Here is a 20,120-nt window from a genome sequence, read left to right on the forward strand (position 1 = left end):
GCCGGTGTGAGACGTCGGGCGGGTGGGGCGAGCTACGGCTTGAGTCCGTGGGCGTTCAGCCAGGGGACGGGGTTGACGGCCTTGTAGACGTCGCCGGGGGTGATGCCGGCCGGGTAGATCTCGAAGTGCACGTGCGGTCCGAAGGTGCGGCCGGTCATACCGATGGCTCCGACGAGCTGGCAGGCGGAGACGCTTTGGCCGACGCTGACCGAGACCGTGGACATGTGAGCCATCAGCGACGAGGTGCCGTCCGGGTAGCGGATGGCGACGTAGTTGCCGGCCCAGCCGCTGGCCGGGCCCGAGCCGGCGTTGGTCACGACCCCGGCCGACGGGGCGTGCAGCGGGGTACCCACGGGGGCCGCGAAGTCGAAACCGGTGTGGTACCTGGCCCAGGAGCCCACCTGGCCGAAGCGGGCGGCCACGCTGTAGCCGCCGGTCACCGGCAGGCAGCTCTTGCCGCTGCTCGTGGCGGTAGGCGTGGTGGTCTTCGCGGAGGTGCCGCTGGAGGTGGTCGAAGAGCTCGCGCCCTTGACCAGTGAGCTGCCCTTCTTCTCGGTCGCCTTCGAGGTCGACTCGAGCGACTTCTCGCGGGCGTCCGCCGCCTTGACCTTGGCGGCCTCCGCGATCTGGGCGTCGGTCTTGCTCAGCTCCTCGGCCCGCTGGTCGGCCAGGCTCTTCAGCCGGGCGGCGTCCAGGGCGGGGCGACCGCTGCTGCGGCTCGTGGTCTGGGTGGTGTCGCGGTCGAAGGCGGACGGCACGGCGATCGCCGGGTTCTTCACGACCTGGGCGCGGGGCACCGCCAGCTGGGTGCTCTCCGCGTGCCCGGTCAGGACGACCGACCCGGCGATGCCGAGACCGAGGAGCGACACCGCCAGGGCGGCGGCTCCGTGCTGGAGCCAGCCACGCTTGTCCTGGCGGATGTCCTCGATCAGCGCTCGTCGCGCGGTCGCATCCTGCTTCGGAAGCGTGGGCACTCAAGATCTCCTCGGACGGTGGACTCGGGTCGCTGGGCCTTTCTCGTGCAGCGGCCCCCATCGCGCGGTGCGTGCATCGCTTCCCCCGAGGACCTGCTAGCTGCAGCAGACTCGTAGAACCATAACGGACGGGTAACGCTGGCCCAAAACCGCAGTCGGTCCCGCGCGCTCCCTGAGCGTGCTGGTGTGAGCGAACTCTCCTGGTCAGACCCTCATCGGGCTCCCCAGGACTCGGTCAGTGGGTGATGACGCCGGCTGCGCGCAGCCACGGCACGGGATCGACGGCGTGGTAGATGTCGCCGTACTTGACCCCCGCCGGGTAGAGCTCGAAGTGCAGGTGCGGTCCGAAGGCGCGGCCGGTCTGGCCGACGTAGCCGATCACCTGTCCGGCGGTGACCGTCGCACCCGCGCTCACCGCCATCGACGACATGTGCGAGTACATGGTGGTCATGCCGTCGGCGTGCTGGACGGCGACATGGTTGCCCGCCCAGTTGCCCGAGTTGTCTGCGTAGAGGACGACCCCGGCTTTGACGGCCCGGATCGGGGTGCCGTACGCGGCCCGGAAGTCCAGCCCGGTGTGGTAGCGGGCCCACAGTCCGACATCGCCGAAGCCGGCGCCGACGACCGCGCCGGGAACGGGGGAGACCGCAGCACCGCCGGTGTCGACGGGCGCGGGTACGGGATCAGTGGTCGGGCTGGCCACCGCGGACTGCTGGGCGGCTTCGGCCGCGGCACGGGTGGCTGCGGCGGCGATGCGGGCGGCGACCGCCCGGTCGAGGGCTGCCTTGGTGAGCTCCGCGCCCTTGGACTGGGTGGCGAGCTGGTCGGCGTCGAGCTGCTGCTGGCGGGCCTTGCTGCCCTCGGTCCGGGCCGTCCGGCTGACCGCGTCGGCGCTCTTGGCCAGCTCCTCGGCCCGCTGCGCCGCCCGTTCGGCCACGATCGCCTCGCGAAGCGCGGCCGGCTCCACCTCGTCGGCTCCGGGGAAGGCGCTCAGCACCTCGGGGTCGATCGTCGGGGAGGGGCTGGCAACGGGCACCGTCCGGGTCACCGGCAGCGCGGTCGTGGGGGGCGGGGTCCGGGGAGCTGCGCTGGTGCTCAGCGCCCCGGTGCCGGCCAGGGCGACCCCCACGACCGAGACGCCCAGAGCGAGACCGAGGTTGGAGAGCCAGCCCCGACGCTCAGCGGCCGCGGCGGACCGTGGCTTCGGCTGGGCTGGCATGTCGGTGCTCCCTCGGGATCGGTCCAGGAGGGGAAAGGCTGCCCGGAACTGCTGATCTATGGTATGCGACGAGTCTGGACGGCGCTCCGCTTCGGGAGCAGGGGCTTAGGTCCTGATCACGCGGCGCGAAGGGCCCGCGTGATCCATCCTCGTGATCTATTCGGAGCGGAGCCGGCGGCGGATCGTCGCCGGCCGTCGCCGGTCCGGGCGCCGCAGTAGCCTGACGCTCGTGCCTCCCGTGCCCGACGAGCCCCGTACCGCCGCGGCCCGCCCCTCCGTCGGCCGGCTCCGGGTGGTGGTGGCCAAGCCTGGTCTGGACGGACACGACCGGGGCGCCAAGGTGGTGGCCCGGGCGCTGCGCGACGCCGGGATGGAGGTCATCTACACCGGCCTGCACCAGACGCCGGAGCAGATCGTGGCCACCGCGCTGGCCGAGGACGCCGACGCGATCGGCCTGTCGGTCCTCTCCGGCGCCCACCTGACGCTGTTCGCACGGGTGCTGGACCTGCTCCGCCAGCAGGACGCCGCCGACATCGTGGTCTTCGGCGGCGGCATCATCCCGCCCGCCGACGTCGACGCGCTGACCGCGCTCGGGGTCGGTCAGGTGTTCACCCCGGGGGCGTCGATGGCCGACATCGTCGGCTGGGTCCGCGAGCACGTCGGCCTCTCCCGCGAGCTCTAGCAGCCTCCTCCGCGATGCTCGAGCCCGCCGTCGGAGCGCTGGCCCCGGCTCGCCGCAGCCCGAACCGCACGCACTAGAGTCGACCCCGGCTCCGGACCCGGACGCCTACACGCAGGAGGCACGGTGGATCTGTACGAGTACCAAGCCCGAGACATCTTCGAGGCGCACGGGGTACCCGTGCTGCGCGGCATCACCGCGACGACCCCCGAAGACGCCGAGGCGGCCGCAGCCGAGCTCGGTACGTCCGTGGTGGTGGTCAAGGCGCAGGTCAAGGCCGGCGGCCGCGGCAAAGCGGGCGGGGTCAAGATCGCCCGCACCCCGGCCGAGGCCAAGGACCGGGCGACCGACATCCTGGGGCTGGACATCAAGGGACACACCGTGCGCACGGTGATGGTCACCGAGGGTGCCGACATCGCCGACGAGTACTACTTCTCCCTGCTGCTCGACCGCGCGAACCGCCGCTACCTCGCCATGTGCTCGAAGGAGGGCGGGATGGAGATCGAGCAGCTCGCCGTCGAACGACCGGACGCGCTCGCCCGCATCGCCGTCGACCCCAGCACGGGCATCGACCAGGCCAAGGCCGACGAGATCGTCGCCGCCGCCGGCTTCGACGCGGCGGACGCGGCCGAGCTGGCGCGGGTCTTCCAGCTCCTGGGCAAGGTCTACGAGGGCGAGGACGCGACCCTGGTCGAGGTGAACCCCCTGGTCAAGACGGCCCAGGGTGCCATCGTGGCCCTGGACGGCAAGGTGTCGCTGGACGAGAACGCGGCCTTCCGGCACGCCGGGCACGCCGCCCTGGTCGACGACTCCGCGACGGACCCGCTGGAGAACGCCGCGAAGGCGAAGGGCCTCAACTACGTCAAGCTGGACGGCTCCGTCGGCATCATCGGCAACGGCGCCGGTCTGGTGATGAGCACCCTCGACGTCGTCGCGTACGCCGGCGAGCGGTTCCCCGGCTCGCCGAAGCCGGCGAACTTCCTCGACATCGGCGGTGGCGCCAGCGCCGAGGTGATGGCGAACGGGCTGGAGATCATCCTGGGCGACAGCCAGGTGAAGAGCGTCTTCGTCAACGTCTTCGGTGGCATCACCGCCTGCGACGCGGTGGCCAACGGGATCGTGCAGGCGTTCGAGCTGCTCGAGGGTCGGGGTGAGGCCGTGACCAAGCCCCTGGTCGTCCGGCTCGACGGCAACAACGCCGAGGAGGGGCGCCGCATCCTCACCGAGGCGGCACTGCCCGGCCTCGAGCAGGTGGACACGATGGACGGTGCGGCCGAACGGGCCGCCGAGCTGGCTGCGAACTGAGGACCTGACATGGCAATTTTCCTGAACTCTGCGTCCAAGGTCATCGTGCAGGGCATGACCGGCTCCGAGGGGCGCAAGCACACCTCCCGCATGCTGGCCTCCGGCACCCAGATCGTCGGCGGGGTGACCCCCGGCAAGGGCGGCCAGTCGGTCGACTTTGACTCGACGTCGGTGCCGGTGTTCAACTCCGTCGGCGAGGCGGTCGAGGCGACCGGAGCCAACGTGACCGTGATCTTCGTGCCCGCCAAGTTCACCAAGGCGGCGGTGGTCGAGGCCATCGAGGCCGAGATCCCGTTGGCCGTGGTGATCACCGAGGGTGTCCCGGTCAAGGACAGCGCGGAGTTCTTCGCCCTGTCGCAGGGCTCGAAGACCCGGCTGATCGGGCCGAACTGTCCCGGTCTGATCTCGCCCGGGCAGTCGAACGCCGGCATCATCCCCGCCGACATCACCAAGGCCGGCCGGGTGGGACTGGTCTCCAAGTCCGGCACGCTGACCTACCAGATGATGTACGAGCTCCGCGACTTCGGCTTCTCCTCCGCCGTGGGCATCGGCGGTGACCCGGTGATCGGGACCACCCACATCGACGCGCTGCAGGCGTTCCAGGACGACCCCGAGACCGACGCGATCGTGATGATCGGCGAGATCGGCGGCGACGCCGAGGAGCGTGCGGCGGAGTACATCCGCGCGAACGTGACCAAGCCGGTCGTCGGCTACGTGGCGGGCTTCACCGCTCCCGAGGGCAAGACCATGGGCCACGCCGGCGCCATCGTCTCCGGCTCCTCGGGGACCGCCGCGGCCAAGAAGGAGGCGCTCGAGGCCGCCGGGGTCAAGGTCGGGAAGACCCCCAGCGAGACCGCCGAGCTGATGCGCCAGATCATGCGGGGCCTGAGCTGAGCCTGGCGGGTGAGCCAGGCCGACCGAGCTGCGACCGCCATGACCAGGTCGCGGTGCGCTCGGGGCCCCGGACGTCAGCTCAGGCGGTCTGGGTCATCCGCTGGCCGGCGCGGACGGCGACGGTGTCCCACTCCGAGCCGGTCAGGTCGTAGCCGCCGGGGAGGGAGTTGAGGAAGGTGTACGCCACCTTCGAGCCGGAGGAGACGATGCCCACGCGGTACTGCTGGGTGCCGTCGGTGGACTTCTGCGAGACGGTGGCGGTCCAACCGCTCACCTTCGCACCCGAGGCGCCGATTCCGCTGACCTCGGCCGGGTCGGTGACCGTCGCGGTCAGCTGCCGCTTGCTGCAGCTCTTGAGGTCGGCGCGGATCTTCTCCGCGAAGGCGGTCGCGGCCTGCTCGTCCTTCATGGTCAGGACGATGTCGTTCAACCCGAACTTGGCGCTGCTCGCGACCAGGTAGACCCGCGTGCTGGCGGTGGTCGCCCCGGTGCGCGACCAGGTGACCGTCTCGCACTGGGAGCCCAGGAAGGTGTCGGTCGGCTCCTCGGCCGGGGTGGCCACCCAGCTCTCGTCGGCGTTGCCGGCAGGCGGCAGGTCGCCGGTCGCGAGGAAGCCGGGGACATCACCACCCAGCGGCGGCGGCCCGGCGGTGACCTGCGGGGAGGCGGTGCAGGTGCCGCCCGCGGCCTGGCACTGGGCAGTGGTGATGGTGGCGAGCGCGGCCGCGACGTCCTTCACGGGCAGGGAGTCACCCGGCTGCGCGGCGTCGAGGATGTTGAGCACCCGACCGGTCCGGCTGAGGACGATGCTGTGCCACTGCGTCTTGCCGCCGGTCGAGACGTTGACCACGAGCCCGGCTGACTGGTCACCGAGGTCGCTGACCGTGGCTCCGCCGGAGATGTAGGAACCGGTCGCCGCGCAGCCACCGAACGCCTTGGCCGCCAGCGCGTACGCCTGGGCAGCGTCCTCCGGAGAGGCGTACGCCGCCGCCTGGTGCAGGACGCTCGGCGCCGATTTGCCGCTGCTGCTGAGCAGCTGCAGCACCTGCTGCTGGGCTGTCGGCTGCCCGTCGACCGGGTCGGTGGTCAGGCAGGCCGCCGTCGGGGCGTCGGTACCGGCGCCCCGTTGGGTCAGCGCCACCTTCCAGGTGCGCTCGTCATCGATGTCGGACGCCTCGGCCGGAGTGAGCAGCTGGGTGTCGGCGAGCAGGGCGCTCGGGTCGGCGGTCGGCGAGCCGGTGCCGGACGCGCTGGCGCTGGCGGAAATGCTCGGCGTCACCTGGGTCGTGGGATTGCCCACGGAGGTCACGGCGTAGATGATCGCCGCCCCGACCACGATGACGGCGACCAGTGCGCTGGCCAGCAGGGCGGTCCGGCCGCGCCGGCCCAGCAGCCCGCGGCGGGGCTGGTCGTCGTCCTCGTCCTCGTCCGGCCGGGGACGGCGGCTGCCGGAGTCGGTCCGCGGCAGCAGCGTGGTGGCGCCCTCGTCGACCGGAGCGGGAGCCAGCCGCCGCTGGCGGAAGTTCAGCGGCCGGACGATCCGGGTCTCCTCCGGGTCCGCGGCCTTCGAGGCCGGAGACGATGACGGGGGGGCGGGAGGCGTCGTCGGGGGTGCCTTGGTGGCCCCGTCCGGAGTCTCGCCGCCGACCTCGTCGCGGAAGAGCGGGGGCGGGGCATCGCGGTCGTCGGGCCTCGAGGCGGTCGGGCCCGAGGGCGGGTCGGGCTTCGCGGGAGGCTCGGACGCGGGCTGCTCGGGTTCCACCCAGGCGCGCCGGGGTCGGTACCCGGGATCGGGATCGACCATGCGTACGGGCTCCTCGCGGTTCGGGACGGTCCGCGGCGGGGGGCCGCTGGACGCGGGACCACAAGACTTTACCCCGGACGGGCGTGTCCGGCCGTCTCGTCCTGCTCGGCTGGGTGAGCATGGTCGGGCCATGGCTTCCCTCCTGTCCTCGCGCCGTACCGACGTCGACCTCGACCTGCACGCCAGCGCGCCCGCTGACCCCGATCAGGGCCGGACCAGCCTGGACGCGGCCGCCCCCCGGATCGGCTGGCCGCTGGGGGCCTTGCTGGGCGGCCTGCTGTGCCTCGCCGCGACCTGGCTGCTGGTGGTCGGGCTGACGGTCCTGGGCTGGGTGGCCGGCGACCCGGGCAGCCTGGAGGGCGCCCTCCGGGTCGGCACCCGGCTGTGGCTCGCGACGTCGGGGGTCGGCGTGCAGCTCGGCGGTCTGGAGGTCACGCTCGTGCCGTGGGGGGTCACCGTCCTGGCGGCGGTGCTGCTCTCCCGGGCGGCCGCGTTCGCCGTCCGCTCCGCCCGCCCGGGACGCGACCCGCACCCCGTTCCGGTCGCCCTCAGCGTCGTCGGCGCCTACGTGTTGCCGGTGCTGGTGGTCGCCGCGTTCGAGGGCCGGCTCTCGCTGGCGCCCGGGCACGTGGCTGCCGTGCTGGCCGTGCTGCTGGGCACCGTCCTGCACGGAGCCGCCCGGGCGGTCGGCCGACCGCTCACCCGGTCCTGGCCCGCCTGGACCCGACCGGTCCCGCGGGCGGCTCTCGGCGCCCAGCTGGTGCTGCTGCTGGCCGGTGCCGCGGTCACCGTCACCGGGGTGGTGCAGCACCTCGACCGGGTCATGACCCTGCAGCAGAGCCTGCACGCCGGGGTGACGGGCACCGTCGCGCTGGTGGCCGCCCAGCTGGCGCTGGCCCCCAACGCCTTCGTCTGGGCGGCGTCGTACGCGCTCGGCGGCGGCTTCACCCTCGGCAACGGCTCCCTCGTCGCCCCCGCGGGCACCGACCTCGGCGTGCTGCCCGGGCTGCCGATCCTGGGAGCCCTGCCGGCGGAGGGGCCGGGTCCGGCCGCCGCACTCTGGTGGCTCGCCGCGGGCGTGCTGGCCGGTGCGGTCGCGGCCTGGCTCGTGGTGCGCGCCCGGCCGCAGGCCCGTTTCGACGAGACGTCCCTGGTCGGTGGGCTCGCCGGCCTGACGGGCGGGCTGCTCTTCGTCGCCGTCGCCTGGGCCACCAGCGGCGACCTCGGCACGGTGCGGCTGGCGGGCCTGGGTCCGCTGCTGCTGCCCCTGCTGGTGATGGCGGTGACCACGCTGGGCCTGTCGGGGATGGTCACCGGCCTGGCCCTCGGCCTGTGGCGGCGACGCCGGACCCGGCCGGCGGCCACCGCCGTGGCCGAGGAGACCGAGGTGCTGCACCGTCGCACCCCCCAGCCCGACCCCGACGAGTCCGATCACGACGAGCCCGACCGCGACGAGCCGACCGAGATCCTGAGCCACCCTGCGCGTGCGGAGCGTCCGGAGGGGTCCCGCTAGGCTGCCGGTTGTGGCTGTTCCTGCTCCTTCCCCGGTCTCGGGAGTGAGGCAGACCCCCCGCCCGGCTCGGGTGGTGGTGCTGCTGTCGGGCACCGGGACGCTGCTGCAGGCTCTGCTGGACGCGTCGCAGGAACCGGGCTACGGGGTCGACATCGTGGCCGTCGGCTCCGACCGTCCCGGGGTGGCCGGGCTGGACCGAGCCGTCCGGGCGGGCGTGCCGACCTTCGTGCACCCGCTGACGCCCGGGCTGGACCGGGCTGCGTGGGACGCGGAGCTGACCGAGCTCGTCGCCGCGCACGACCCGGACCTCGTGGTCAGCGCCGGCTTCCTGAAGCTGGTCGGGCCGCACTTCCTGGACCGGTTCGGCGGCCGGATGATCAACACCCATCCCGCCCTGCTGCCCGCCTTCCCCGGGATGTACGGCCCGCGCGACGCCCTGGCCCACGGGGTCAAGATCACCGGTGCGACCGTCTTCCTGGTCGACGCCGGTGTGGACACCGGCACGATCCTCGACCAGGTGGCCGTACGGGTCGCCGACGACGACACCGTCGAGACGCTGCACGAACGCATCAAGACCGCCGAACGCGACCTGCTGGTCGCCATCACGCACGCGCTCGCCACCCGCCGGTGGCAGGTCGCCGACCGAAAGGTGCACTGGGACGCATGAGCGAGCAACAGACTCCCGAGACCGACCAGGCCGCTGGTGCAGACGATCGACGACCGGTGCGTCGCGCCCTGGTGTCGGTCTACGACAAGACCGACCTGCTGGTCGTCGCCCAGGCACTGGTGGACGCCGGAGCCGAGATCGTCTCGACCGGCTCGACCGCACGCACGATCGCCGACGCCGGCTTCCCGGTCACCCCGGTCGAAGCCGTGACGGGCTTCCCGGAGTGCCTCGACGGCCGGGTCAAGACCCTGCACCCGAAGGTGCACGCCGGCCTGCTCGCCGACCTGCGGCTGGAGACCCACCGCGAGCAGCTCCGCGAGCTCGACATCGCGCCGTTCGACCTGCTGGTCAGCAACCTCTACCCCTTCGCCGACACGGTCGCCTCCGGCGCCTCGGTCGAGGAGTCGATCGAACAGATCGACATCGGCGGACCCGCCATGGTGCGCAGCTCGGCCAAGAACCACGCGTCGGTCGCGGTGGTGACCTCACCGGACCAGTACGCCGAGCTGGTCGAGACGCTGGCGGCCGGCGGCACCACGCTCGCCCAGCGGCAGGGGTACGCGGCCGCCGCCTTCGTGCACACGGCCAGCTACGACGTCGCGGTGGCCAGCTGGATGGGCAACGTGGTGGCCCCGTCGACAGGCTCAGGGGGCGGCGGCGGCTCGGGGGGCGGGAGCGGCTCGGGGAGCGCGTTCCCGGACTGGGTCGGCGCGACCTGGCGCAAGAGCGCGTGGCTGCGCTACGGGGAGAACCCGCACCAGGCGGCCGCGCTGTACCGCAGCCCCGGCGCCGCGGGCCTGGCCGGGGCGCAGCAGCTGCACGGCAAGGAGATGTCGTACAACAACTACGTCGACACCGACGCCGCCCGCCGTTCGGCCTACGACTTCGCCGAGCCCGCCGTCGCGATCATCAAGCACGCCAACCCCTGCGGCATCGCCGTCGGCGGCGACATCGCCGAGGCGCACCGGCGGGCGCACGCCTGCGACCCGGTCTCGGCGTTCGGTGGCGTGATCGCGGCGAACCGCCCGGTCAGCGTGGCCCTGGCCGAGCAGGTCGCCGAGGTCTTCACCGAGGTGATCGTTGCTCCCGGCTACGAGGACGGGGCGCTGGAGGTCCTCACGGCGAAGAAGAACATCCGCATCCTGGTCGTCGAGGCGCCGACGCCGGGCGGCGTCGAGCTGCGGGCCGTCGACGGCGGGCTGCTGCTGCAGCAGCGGGACACGGTCGGTCTCGAGCACGACCAGGCCGCCCACTGGGAGCTCGTGGCCGGGGAGCCGGCGGACGCGGCGACCCTGGCCGATCTCGAGTTCGCCTGGCGGGCGATCCGGGGGGTCAAGTCCAACGCCATCCTGCTGGCCGCCGGCGGAGCCTCGGTCGGGGTGGGGATGGGCCAGGTCAACCGGGTCGACTCCTGCCAGCTGGCCGTCACGCGCGCCGGTGACCGGGCGTCGGGCTCGGTGGCGGCCTCGGACGCCTTCTTCCCCTTCGACGACGGGCCGAAGATCCTGCTCGAGGCCGGAGTGCGGGCCATCGTCCAGCCCGGCGGCTCCAAGCGGGACCCGGACGTCATCGCCGCCGTCCAGGCGGCGGGAGCCACGATGTACCTCACCGGTGCCCGGCACTTCTACCACTGACCCCCTCTCCAGATCAGGAGCAGCCATGACGGCGCAGATCCTCGACGGCAAGGCACTCGCAGCCACCATCAAGAACGAGCTGAAGGAGCGCGTCACCGCGCTGGCGGCCCAGGGGGTCACGCCTGGTCTGGGCACGGTCCTGGTGGGCGACGACCCGGGCAGCCACTCCTACGTGGCGGGCAAGCACCGTGACTGCCAGCAGGTCGGGATCGCCTCGATCCAGGTGCAGCTGCCGGCCTCGACCAGCGCCGCCGAGCTGCAGGCCGAGATCGAGCGGCTGAACGCCGACCCGGCCTGCACGGGCTTCATCGTCCAGCTGCCGCTGCCCGGCAGCCTCGACGACAACTGGGCACTCGAGCTCGTCGACCCGCAGAAGGACGCGGACGGTCTGCACCCGATCAACCTCGGCCGGCTGGTCCTGTCCGAGCCGGCCCCGCTGCCCTGCACCCCGCGGGGGATCGTCGAGCTGCTCCGGCGGCACGGCGTGCCGTTGGCGGGGGCCGAGGTGTGCGTGATCGGCCGGGGCACCACGGTCGGTCGCCCGCTCGGGCTGCTGCTGACCCGCAAGAGCGAGAACGCGACGGTCACCCTCTGCCACACCGGCACCGTGGACGTGGCGGCCCACACCCGCACCGCGGACATCGTCATCGCGGCGGCGGGGCGGCCGGGCCTGGTCACCGCCGACATGATCAAGCCCGGTGCCGTGTGCGTCGACGTCGGCATCACCCGCACCGACGCCGGCCTGGTCGGCGACCTCGACCCGAGCGTGCACGAGGTGGCGTCCTGGGTGGCGCCGACGCCCGGCGGCGTCGGGCCGATGACGAGGGCGATGCTGCTCAGCAACGTCGTGGACCGGGCCGAGCGGATGGCGGCCGGCGCGTGAGGCCCCGGACGGTGGTCAGGCGGTGAGCAGGCCCGAACCCCACGCGGCGCTCTCACTGCGGCAGTGGCCGCTGTGGGTGGTCGTGGTCGGGGTGGTCGCCGGGCTCGTCGTCGTGGTGCTGGGCGACACGACGTGGCGGCTGGGCAGCCTGGTGATCGGGGCGTCGCTGCTGGTCGGGGCGGTCGAACGGATCGTGCTGCCCAGCCGCGGGGCGGGGCTGCTGCAGGTGCGCAGCAAGCCCTTCGACGTCAGTGTCCTCGCCCTGGTGGGGATCGGCGTGCTGGTCCTCGCCGTGGCGGTGCCGGGCGGGCCGTGAGCCGACGCGGACCCACGGCGGACGGCAGGGTCAGTTGCTGCGGCTGCCCAGCACGCCGAAGACGACGAACAGCAGCACGTAGAACACCACGATCAGCACCCAGAGAGCCACGCCGACGATGCTGAGGATGCGACCGATGGAGACGCTCTGCCGGTTGCTGTAGGCCTGGGGGTTCGCGTCGATCTCGTGGATCGCCCGGTTCCCCAGCACCCACCCGACCACCGAGACGATGGGGCACACCACGAGGCCGACGATGCCGAGGACGAGGACGGTCGTGCCTTGGGGGTGCGGCTGGGGGTAGCCGCCGCCGTAGGGTCCGGGCTGGTAAGGGTTGCTCACAGGAGACATTCTGGCCTACGGCAGGGCCGGCGCGCAGCCCGCGACACGTGATCGCCCAGGTCGACGCCCGCGCGCCCTCAGGAGCCGTTCGCGTAGGCGAGGACCAGGATCAGCACCCACACCACCGTCACCACGAGCCCGACGATGCCGAGGATGAAGCCGGCCGTGCCCATCCCGCGTCCGGTGTAGCGCTGCGGGTCGGAGTCGATCTCGCTGCGGACCTTGCGGCCCGTGATGATGCTCGCGATCCCGACGGGCCCGCAGAGCACGACGCTGATGATGCCCGTGACCAGCGCGGTCACGGCCTGCGGGTGCTGGATGGCCCCGGCGCCGTAGGCCGGGTAGCCATAACCGCCCTGGTAGGGGCTCACCCCACCCGTCTGCCCGTAACCGGTCTGGTCGTAGCCGGACTGCCCGTACCCACCGGTCTGCCCGTACCCACCGGTCTGGTCGTAACCGGGTTGTCCGTACCCGCCAGCCTGCCCGTAGGCACCGGCCTGCTGGTCGTAGCCCGGCGGCTGCTCGTAGGGCGGGTTGGCGCTGGGCTGGCCGTACGGGGGGTTGGCGCTCGGCTGGCCGTAGGGGTACGCGCTCGGCTGGTGGTAGGGATCGGTCCCGGGCTGGCCGTAGGACGCGCCGCCTGGCTGCTCGTAGGGCGGGTTGGCGCTGGGCTGGCCGTACGGAGCGTTCGCGCTCGGCTGGCCGTACGGCTGCGGGTCGCCGGCGCCGCCCCAGGACCCGGGCGCCGGCGGGCTCGGCTGGCTCGGGGGATGGTAGGCGTACGGGTCGGCAGCGCTGGGCTGCTCGGGGACCGCGGACGGCAGCGCGGTCGCACCCGAGGCCTCGCCCGGACCCTCCGGGCTCGCGTCCGACCCCGTCGCGGCGTCTGTCCCGGGGTGCTCGCCGGGCTCCCCGCCTTCGCGGCTGAACGGGTTGGGAGCGTCCTGCCCGGACGGACCTGAGGTGTGATCAGTCATGCCGACCAGTGTCCCCTATCCCGGGGGCGCTCAGGTGTCGGTCCGACCCGTCGTGCCGAGCCGGCTGACTCGCCCGCTCAGCCGATCAGCCCGAGCGAACGGACGGCCTCGCGCTCCTCGGTCAGCTCGGCGACGCTGGCGTCGATCTTGCCGCGGGCGAAGTCACTGATCTCGAGGTCGGGCACGATCGTGTAGGTCCCGTCGCTCACGGTGCACGGGAACGAGGAGATGAGGCCCTCGGCCACGCCGTAGGAGCCGTCGGAGGGCACCGACATGGAGACCCAGTCGCCCTCGGCGGTGCCGTTCACCCAGTCGCGCATGTGGTCGACCGTCGCGTTGGCCGCACTCGCGGCCGAGCTCGCGCCCCTCGCCTCGATGATGGCCGCGCCGCGCTGCTGCACCTTCGGCAGGAAGTCAGACTCGATCCAGGCCTGGTCGACCAGCTCCGACGCGGGCCGGCCGGCGACCTCGGCGTGGCTGAGATCGGGGAACTGGGTGGCGGAGTGGTTGCCCCAGATCGTCAGGTGCCTGACGTCGGTGACGGCGCTGCCGGTCTTCGCCGCGAGCTGGGCGATGGCGCGGTTGTGGTCGAGCCGGGTGAGGGCGTTGAAGCGCTCCTGGGGGACGTCGGGGGCGTTGCTCATGGCGATCAGCGCGTTGGTGTTCGCCGGGTTGCCGGTGATCAGGACGCGGACGTCGTCGGCCGCGTGGTCGTTCAGGGCCCGACCCTGGGGCTTGAAGATGGCCCCGTTGGCCTCGAGCAGGTCGCCCCGCTCCATCCCCTTGCTGCGGGGGCGGGCGCCGACGAGGCAGGCCAGGTTGACCCCGTCGAAGACCACGTTCGGGTCGTCGCCGATCTCGACGCGGCTCAGCAGCGGGAAGGCGCAGTCGTCGAGCTCCATCACCACGCCCTCGAGGGCCTTGAGCGCCGGGGTGATCTCCAGCAGCCGCAGCTCGACCGGGGTGTCGGGGCCGAGCATGGCCCCGCTCGCGATCCGGAACAGCAGGCTGTAGCAGATCTGGCCGGCGGCTCCGGTGACGGCGACCTTGACGGGTGTGCTCACGTACGCTCCTCGGGTTCCCTGCTCGGCCGACCACGCGCGGTCGTCCCAGGGGTGACGCTAGCAATCCCGGAGCGGCCGGGGCGCAGGGAGGTGTGGCCGTGGTCCGTCGGATCAGCTCGGGAGAGGCGCCGTCCTGGGTCCGCGGACGGCTGGCCGGGCCGACCGGGACGATCCCGCCGAGGACCTGCTGGATCGGCATCGACGGGCTGGGCGCCTCCGGCAAGAGCACGTTGGCCGCCCGGGTGGCGGCCGGGCTGGCCGGAGCGGTGGTGGTGCCGGTCGACGACTTCGCCCACCCGGACGTACCGACCTGGCAGCGGGACCGCTTCGTCGCGGAGGTGCTGGCGCCCCTGCTGGCCGGCTGGCCCGGCCGCTACCGGCCGGCGGACCTCCTGACCGGGGCTCTGGGTGAGCCGGTCGAGGTGCCGACCAGCGTCCCCGTCGTGGTGGAGGGGGTCTCGGCGACCGACGTGCGGCTCGGGGTGCCCTGGGACCTCACCCTGTGGCTGGAGGTGCCGGAGGCCGAGCGCCGCCGGCGGATCGCCGAGCGGGACCGGGCCGAGCTGCTGGCCCGCTGGCACACGGACTGGTGGCCGCAGGAGGAGGCCTACGTCGCCGCCCAGCGCCCGGCCGCGCGGGTGTCTGCCGTCGTCCTCCCCGACCTGTCAGACCGTCAGAGGGCTATGAACCCCCCGAGAGTCTGACCAGTCGGTGAGGTTCAGGAGGCGAGGTCGGCCAGGGTCGCGTTGAGGGTCGCGGACGGGGTCATCACCGCGGTGGCCAGGGCGTCGTCGGGGTGGTAGTAGCCCCCGATGTCGGCGGGGGAGCCCTGGACGGCGAGCAGCTCGGCGGCGATCGTCTGCTGCTCGCTGGTCAGCCGCTCGGCCACGGCCTTGAACGAGGTCGCCAGCTCGGCGTCCCCGGTCTGCGCGGCGATCTCCTGCGCCCAGTAGAGGGCCAGGTAGAAGTGGCTGCCGCGGTTGTCGATGCCGCCGAGGCGACGGCTGGGAGACTTGTTCTCGTTCAGCAGCGTGCCGGTGGCCCGGTCGAGGGTGTCGGCCAGCACCTGGGCGCGGGCGTTGCCGGTGGTCGTGGCCAGGTGCTCGAGGCTGACGGCCAGCGCCAGGAACTCACCCAGGCTGTCCCAGCGCAGGTAGTTCTCCCGCAACAGCTGCTGGACGTGCTTGGGGGCTGAGCCGCCGGCGCCGGTCTCGAACAGGCCACCGCCGTTGATCAACGGCACGATCGACAGCATCTTGGCCGAGGTGCCGAGCTCGAGGATCGGGAACAGGTCGGTCAGGTAGTCGCGCAGCACGTTGCCGGTGACCGAGATGGTGTCCTCGCCGCGACGGATCCGCTCCAGGGAGAAGGCGATCGCCTCGACCGGCGGCAGGATGCGGAGGTCCAGGCCCTCGGTGTCGTGCTCGGCCAGGTACTGCTCGACCTTGGCGATCAGCCGGGCGTCGTGCGCCCGGTCGGCGTCCAGCCAGAAGACGGTGGGCGACCCGGTCGCGCGGGCGCGGCCCACGGCGAGCTTGACCCAGTCCTGGATCGGGGTGTCCTTCGTCTGGCACATCCGCCAGATGTCCCCGGCCGCGACCTCGGTCTCCAGCACGACCTCCTCACCCGTCCCGACCACCCGGACGACCCCGGCGGCGGGCACCTCGAAGGTCTTGTCGTGGGAGCCGTACTCCTCGGCGGCCTGGGCCATCAGCCCGACGTTGGGGACCGAGCCCATGGTCGTCGGGTCGTAGGCGCCGTGGGCCCGGCAGTCGTCCAGGACCACCTGGTAGATGCCGGCGTAGGAGTGGTCCGGGATCACCGCGAGGGTGTCGTGCTCGGCCCCGTCCGGACCCCACATGTGCCCCGAGGTGCGGATCATCGCCGGCATCGAGGCGTCCACGATGACGTCGCTGGGGACGTGCAGGTTGGTGATGCCGCGGTCGCTGTCCACCATCGCGAGCGCCGGGCCCTCCGCCAGGCCCTGCTCGATGGCTGCCCGGATCGCGGGCCCGTCGTCCAGGGCGTCGAGCCCGGCCAGGATGTTGCCCAGACCGTTGGTGGGGCTGAGACCGGCTGCGGCGAGGGTGTCGCCGTAGCGGGCGAAGACCTCAGGCAGGAAGGCCCGGACGACGTGGCCGAAGATGATGGGGTCCGACACCTTCATCATGGTGGCCTTGAGGTGGACCGAGAACAGCACACCCTCGGCCTTGGCGCGAGCGATCTGGTCGGCGAGGAACGCCTGCAGCTCGGCGACGTGCAGGACGGTGGCGTCGACCACCTCGCCGTCGAGGACCGCGATGCCGTCCTTGAGGACCGTCACCGTGCCGTCCTCGGCGACCAGCTCGATCCGCACGGTGGCCGGCGCGTGCGCGACCGCCGAGGTCTCGCTGGCGCGGAAGTCACCGGCACTCATCGTCGCCACGTTGGTCTTCGAGTCCGGCGACCAGGCACCCATGGAGTGCGGGTGGCTGCGCGCGTACGCCTTCACCGAGGCGGGCGCCCGACGGTCGGAGTTGCCCTCCCGCAGCACCGGGTTCACCGCGCTGCCCTTGACCTTGTCGTAGCGGGCGCGGACGTCGCGCTCCTCATCGGTGCGCGGGCTCTCGGGGTAGTCCGGGATCGCGTAGCCCTGGGCCTGCAGCTCGGCCACGGCCGCCTTGAGCTGGGGGACCGAGGCCGAGATGTTGGGCAGCTTGATGATGTTCGCGCCCGGTGTCTTGGCCAGCGCGCCCAGCTCGGCCAGCGCGTCGCCGACCTGCTGGTCGGGCATCAGCCGCTCGGGGAACAGAGCCAGGATCCGTCCGGCGAGGGAGATGTCGCGGGTCTCGACGGAGACGCCTGCGGTGGAGGCAAACGCGGCGATGATCGGCAGCAGCGAGTAGGTCGCCAGCGCCGGGGCCTCGTCGGTCCGGGTGTAGATGATGGAGTCGGTCACGCCCTGAACGCTATCGCGCCGGGTTTTCTGCCCACGTGTCAGACGGTGGCGGGGCCAGAGCCCCCTGACGTTCTGACAAGTCGGAGAGGGCTCGGGAGCGGTCTGTGGACAACTCTCGGGAGGGCCCCCGGAGCCCGCAGGGTTGATCAGGTGACCGTCGAAGCTCTGGGCCGGTCACCTGGAGGTGAAGCACTGGCAGGCCGACATGCTCCGGGAGGGCGCGGTCGTCCTCACCGGCCGTCGGTCACGGGGTCACGGGCGCGCGTAGAGGACCAGGGAGTCGACGGTGGAGTCGCCGAGCGGCTCGGCGTGGGGGAGGACGCCGACCTCGCGGTAGCCGGCCGCGCGGGCGACGTGGGCGGACGCGTCGTTGCTGCCGGCGACCCGGATCAGCAGCGAGTCGACCAGGCCGGCCTCGGCGTAGGCGGTGACGAGTCGGACGGCGGCGGTGGTCAGCCCGCGGCCGCGGGCGTCCGGGTGGCTCCAGTAGCCGATCTCGGCGCGTCGGTGGTAGCCGCCGAAGCCCTCGAGGCTCACCGAGCCGAGGCAGCGGTCGTCGTCGGCGTCCGCGACGCACCAGGCGACGCCGGTGGCGCGGGCCGCGGCCTCCCGGGTCGCCTCGACGTAGCCGAGGGCGTCGGCGACGGAGTACCGGCGGGGCAGCGAGACCAGCCAGTGCTGGGTACGGGGGTCGGAGCAGGCCCCGACGATCCGGGGCACGTCGGACTCGGTGAACGGACGGAGCACCAGCCCGCTACCCGAGAGCCTGGGCGCGTCCAGCCAGGCGACGGGCGACCGCGGGTCGTCGGCGGTGAGGGTGGCGACCCAGCCGTCGTGCAGCCCGCCACGCTGCTCGAGCAGCAGACGGACCGCACCCTCCACCACGAAGCCGGTCGCCGCGGCGACCCGGCGCGAGCCCCAGTTCCCCACCGAGGCCCGCCACCGCAGCGCCCGTAGCCCGAGGGTGTCGAACGCGTGGTCGCGGAGCAGGCGGACCGCGGTGGTCATCAGGTGACGCCCGCGAGCGTCCGGGTGCAGCCCGAACCCGACCTCCGCGACCCCCGTCTCCCGTCGGATCAGGACCACCGAGCCGCAGAACGTCCCCGGCCGGGAGCCCTCCTCGACCACCCAGCCCAGCCGCTCCCCGGTCTCCCAGCCCTCCGCGGTGGCCGTCAGGAACTCCTCGGCGTGGCGGAGCTGGTACCCGCCGTCGGGCTCGGGCACGGTCGTCCAGCGGATCATCTCCGCGTCCTGGCACTGCTCGACCACCCGGGGCAGGTCGGCCGCGGCGAGCGGTCGGAGCGTGACCCCGGCCGCGGCGTCGACCAGCACCGGCACCCCGTCGGGAAAGGAGTGCCCGACCGGGGAGGCGTCGGTCGCTGCGGTGTCGGTCGGTGGGGCCACGAGCCTCATCCAAGCCGAGCCGGTCGCGACTGTCACCAGCGCTCATTACGCTGAGCGGGTGCTGATCCCCCTGCCCGACGCCGAGGCGTCCCTCGCCGGTCCCGAGGACGGCGACGCCCATAGACCGGTGGCCCCCGCTGCGGCGATCGGAACCGGCCGATGAGCACCGTCGTGCTCAACATCGCCCTGATCCTGGTGTTCATCCTCGTCGGAGGGGTGTTCGCCGCCGCCGAGATGTCGCTGGTCTCGCTGCGTGACAGCCAGATCCGCCAGATCGCGCACCGCGGCAAGCGCGGCGAGACGGTCGCCCGGCTGACCGAGAACCCCAACCGCTTCCTCAGCGCCGTCCAGGTCGGCGTGACCCTGTCCGGCTTCCTCTCCGCGGCCTTCGGCGCGGCGACGCTGGCCGACGACTTCGCCCCGGTACTGGTCGGGCTCGGTCTCGGTGAGTCCGCGGCCGGCACGGTCGCCCTGATCCTCATCACCGTCGCCATCTCCTACCTCTCGATCGTGCTCGGCGAGCTCGCCGCCAAGCGGCTGGCCCTGCAGAGCGCCGAGCGGCTGGCGCTGCTGCTGGCGCCGCTGGTGGACCGGATCGCCTGGTTCGCCCGTCCCGTCATCTGGTTCCTCGGCGCCTCCACCAACGTGGTGGTCCGCGTTCTGGGCGGGGACCCGAAGGCCGGCCGCGAGGAGGTCAGTGACGAGGAGATCCGGGCCATGGTGTCGGGCTCGAGCACCCTGGGTGATGAGGAGCGGCGGATCGTCGACGACGTCTTCGCCGCCGGCGAGCGCGGGCTGCGCGAGGTGATGGTGCCGCGGACCGAGGTGGACTTCCTGCCCGGCGCGATGCCGGTGCACCGGGCCGTCCGCGAGCTCACGAAGTCCCCGCACTCCCGGTACCCGGTCACCGGTGAGTCCGCGGACGACATCCTCGGTTTCGTGCACGTCCGCGACCTGCTCGACCCCGACGTCAGCAACCGCACCACGCCGATCGCCGAGATCGCCCGGACCGTGCTGTCGATGCCGGACACCGTCCGCGTGCTGCGGGCGCTCAGCGAGATGCGTCGCACCAGTGCGCACCTGGCCATCGTGCTGGACGAGTACGGCGGCACGGCCGGCATCGTCACGATGGAGGACCTGGTGGAGGAGCTCGTCGGGGACATCACCGACGAGTACGACGTGGTGGCCGCCGAGCCGCCGCCGGGTATCCGGGGCGACCTGGTCGTGGACGGGCTGCTCACCCTCGACGAGTTCGGCGATCGGACCGGCTTCGAGCTGGCCGAGGGCCCCTACGACACCCTCGCCGGCTACTTCATGGCCCAGCTGGGCCAGCTGCCCCAGGTCGGTGCCACCATCCAGGCCGACGTGCAGCGGGTCGACGGCGGCCCGGAGGAGCTGACCACCCTCGAGCTCAAGGTCGCCGAGCTCGACGGCCGGCGGGCCGCGACGTTCGTGGTGCACCGCGTCGACGGCGGCGAGCTGCAGCCGATGCCGGCGTAGCCCTCGGTAC

At 72.8% G+C, this 20,120-nt stretch carries 18 protein-coding genes; 10 read left to right on the forward strand and 8 right to left on the reverse strand.

The features are described from left to right. Window positions 1-32 precede the first annotated feature (32 nt). Both ACFE7W_RS05290 and ACFE7W_RS05295 read right to left on the reverse strand, forming a co-directional pair. The gene (locus ACFE7W_RS05290; protein WP_375423742.1) at window positions 33-974 is read right to left on the reverse strand and encodes a M23 family metallopeptidase; all 942 of its coding nucleotides are present in this window, start codon (window positions 972-974) and stop codon (window positions 33-35) included. Window positions 975-1,209: 235 nt separating this feature from the next. Then, window positions 1,210-2,193, reverse strand: coding sequence for a M23 family metallopeptidase (locus tag ACFE7W_RS05295; RefSeq protein WP_375423743.1), 984 nt, complete (start codon window positions 2,191-2,193; stop codon window positions 1,210-1,212). A 229-nt stretch (window positions 2,194-2,422) separates the two neighbouring features. Here ACFE7W_RS05295 and ACFE7W_RS05300 point away from each other — a divergent pair, with 229 nt between their 5' ends. From ACFE7W_RS05300 to sucD, 3 genes are all read left to right on the forward strand, one after another. Then, entirely contained in the window at window positions 2,423-2,875 is a 453-nt protein-coding gene (locus tag ACFE7W_RS05300) for a cobalamin B12-binding domain-containing protein (protein WP_375423744.1), read from the forward strand. A 123-nt stretch (window positions 2,876-2,998) separates the two neighbouring features. Further along, window positions 2,999-4,177, forward strand: coding sequence for an ADP-forming succinate--CoA ligase subunit beta (sucC, locus tag ACFE7W_RS05305; RefSeq protein WP_375423745.1), 1,179 nt, complete (start codon window positions 2,999-3,001; stop codon window positions 4,175-4,177). A 9-nt stretch (window positions 4,178-4,186) separates the two neighbouring features. Further along, on the forward strand, window positions 4,187-5,071 hold the full coding sequence (gene sucD / locus ACFE7W_RS05310) for a succinate--CoA ligase subunit alpha (RefSeq protein WP_375423746.1): 885 nt from the start codon (window positions 4,187-4,189) through the stop codon (window positions 5,069-5,071). Window positions 5,072-5,150: 79 nt separating this feature from the next. On the opposite strand, the gene ACFE7W_RS05315 is transcribed toward sucD, so the two are convergent. Next, the gene (locus tag ACFE7W_RS05315; protein WP_375423747.1) at window positions 5,151-6,875 is read right to left on the reverse strand and encodes a hypothetical protein; all 1,725 of its coding nucleotides are present in this window, start codon (window positions 6,873-6,875) and stop codon (window positions 5,151-5,153) included. A gap of 130 nt (window positions 6,876-7,005) precedes the next feature. On the opposite strand from ACFE7W_RS05315, the gene ACFE7W_RS05320 reads away from it, so the two are divergent. From ACFE7W_RS05320 to ACFE7W_RS05340, 5 genes are read left to right on the forward strand one after another with little or no spacing between them, the layout of a single operon-like run. Next, window positions 7,006-8,388, forward strand: coding sequence for a DUF6350 family protein (locus ACFE7W_RS05320; RefSeq protein WP_375423748.1), 1,383 nt, complete (start codon window positions 7,006-7,008; stop codon window positions 8,386-8,388). Window positions 8,389-8,431: 43 nt separating this feature from the next. Beyond that, a complete protein-coding gene (purN, locus tag ACFE7W_RS05325; RefSeq protein ID WP_375423749.1) occupies window positions 8,432-9,055 on the forward strand; it encodes a phosphoribosylglycinamide formyltransferase in 624 nt (207 codons plus the stop codon). Next, on the forward strand, window positions 9,052-10,689 hold the full coding sequence (gene purH / locus ACFE7W_RS05330) for a bifunctional phosphoribosylaminoimidazolecarboxamide formyltransferase/IMP cyclohydrolase (protein WP_375423750.1): 1,638 nt from the start codon (window positions 9,052-9,054) through the stop codon (window positions 10,687-10,689). The genes purN and purH overlap by 4 nt, the downstream gene beginning before the upstream one ends. 25 nt (window positions 10,690-10,714) lie before the next feature. Next, on the forward strand, window positions 10,715-11,572 hold the full coding sequence (locus ACFE7W_RS05335; RefSeq protein WP_375423751.1) for a bifunctional methylenetetrahydrofolate dehydrogenase/methenyltetrahydrofolate cyclohydrolase: 858 nt from the start codon (window positions 10,715-10,717) through the stop codon (window positions 11,570-11,572). A gap of 22 nt (window positions 11,573-11,594) precedes the next feature. Continuing rightward, the gene (locus ACFE7W_RS05340; protein WP_375423752.1) at window positions 11,595-11,888 is read left to right on the forward strand and encodes a DUF3017 domain-containing protein; all 294 of its coding nucleotides are present in this window, start codon (window positions 11,595-11,597) and stop codon (window positions 11,886-11,888) included. A gap of 30 nt (window positions 11,889-11,918) precedes the next feature. On the opposite strand, the gene ACFE7W_RS05345 is transcribed toward ACFE7W_RS05340, so the two are convergent. The 3 genes from ACFE7W_RS05345 to ACFE7W_RS05355 all read right to left on the reverse strand — a co-directional run bounded on the left by ACFE7W_RS05345 (window position 11,919) and on the right by ACFE7W_RS05355 (window position 14,268). After that, complete coding sequence (locus ACFE7W_RS05345) at window positions 11,919-12,227, reverse strand: hypothetical protein (protein WP_375423753.1); 309 nt, start codon at window positions 12,225-12,227, stop codon at window positions 11,919-11,921. Window positions 12,228-12,304: 77 nt separating this feature from the next. Further along, window positions 12,305-13,204, reverse strand: a complete 900-nt coding sequence (locus ACFE7W_RS05350) for a DUF4190 domain-containing protein (RefSeq protein ID WP_375423754.1) — start codon at window positions 13,202-13,204, stop codon at window positions 12,305-12,307. A 77-nt stretch (window positions 13,205-13,281) separates the two neighbouring features. After that, a complete protein-coding gene (locus ACFE7W_RS05355; RefSeq protein ID WP_375423755.1) occupies window positions 13,282-14,268 on the reverse strand; it encodes a malate dehydrogenase in 987 nt (328 codons plus the stop codon). A 98-nt stretch (window positions 14,269-14,366) separates the two neighbouring features. Between ACFE7W_RS05355 and ACFE7W_RS05360 the strand changes: the two genes are divergently transcribed. Continuing rightward, window positions 14,367-14,972 (forward strand): hypothetical protein, encoded by a 606-nt coding sequence (locus ACFE7W_RS05360; protein WP_375423756.1) that lies wholly within the window; start codon window positions 14,367-14,369, stop codon window positions 14,970-14,972. Window positions 14,973-14,986: 14 nt separating this feature from the next. Here ACFE7W_RS05360 and ACFE7W_RS05365 read toward each other — a convergent pair whose 3' ends face one another. Together ACFE7W_RS05365 and ACFE7W_RS05370 are read right to left on the reverse strand one after the other, a co-directional pair. Further along, window positions 14,987-17,206: an NADP-dependent isocitrate dehydrogenase gene (locus tag ACFE7W_RS05365; RefSeq protein WP_375423757.1), complete on the reverse strand. Its 2,220-nt coding sequence runs from the start codon at window positions 17,204-17,206 to the stop codon at window positions 14,987-14,989. 252 nt (window positions 17,207-17,458) lie between these two features. Next, on the reverse strand, window positions 17,459-18,610 hold the full coding sequence (locus ACFE7W_RS05370; protein WP_375423758.1) for a GNAT family N-acetyltransferase: 1,152 nt from the start codon (window positions 18,608-18,610) through the stop codon (window positions 17,459-17,461). 159 nt (window positions 18,611-18,769) lie between these two features. Here ACFE7W_RS05370 and ACFE7W_RS05375 point away from each other — a divergent pair, with 159 nt between their 5' ends. Further along, window positions 18,770-20,110, forward strand: coding sequence for a hemolysin family protein (locus ACFE7W_RS05375; RefSeq protein WP_375423759.1), 1,341 nt, complete (start codon window positions 18,770-18,772; stop codon window positions 20,108-20,110). The last annotated feature ends 10 nt before the right edge of the window (window positions 20,111-20,120 follow it).

The organism is uncultured Friedmanniella sp., assembly GCF_964244285.1.
GTDB lineage: Bacteria > Actinomycetota > Actinomycetes > Propionibacteriales > Propionibacteriaceae > Microlunatus.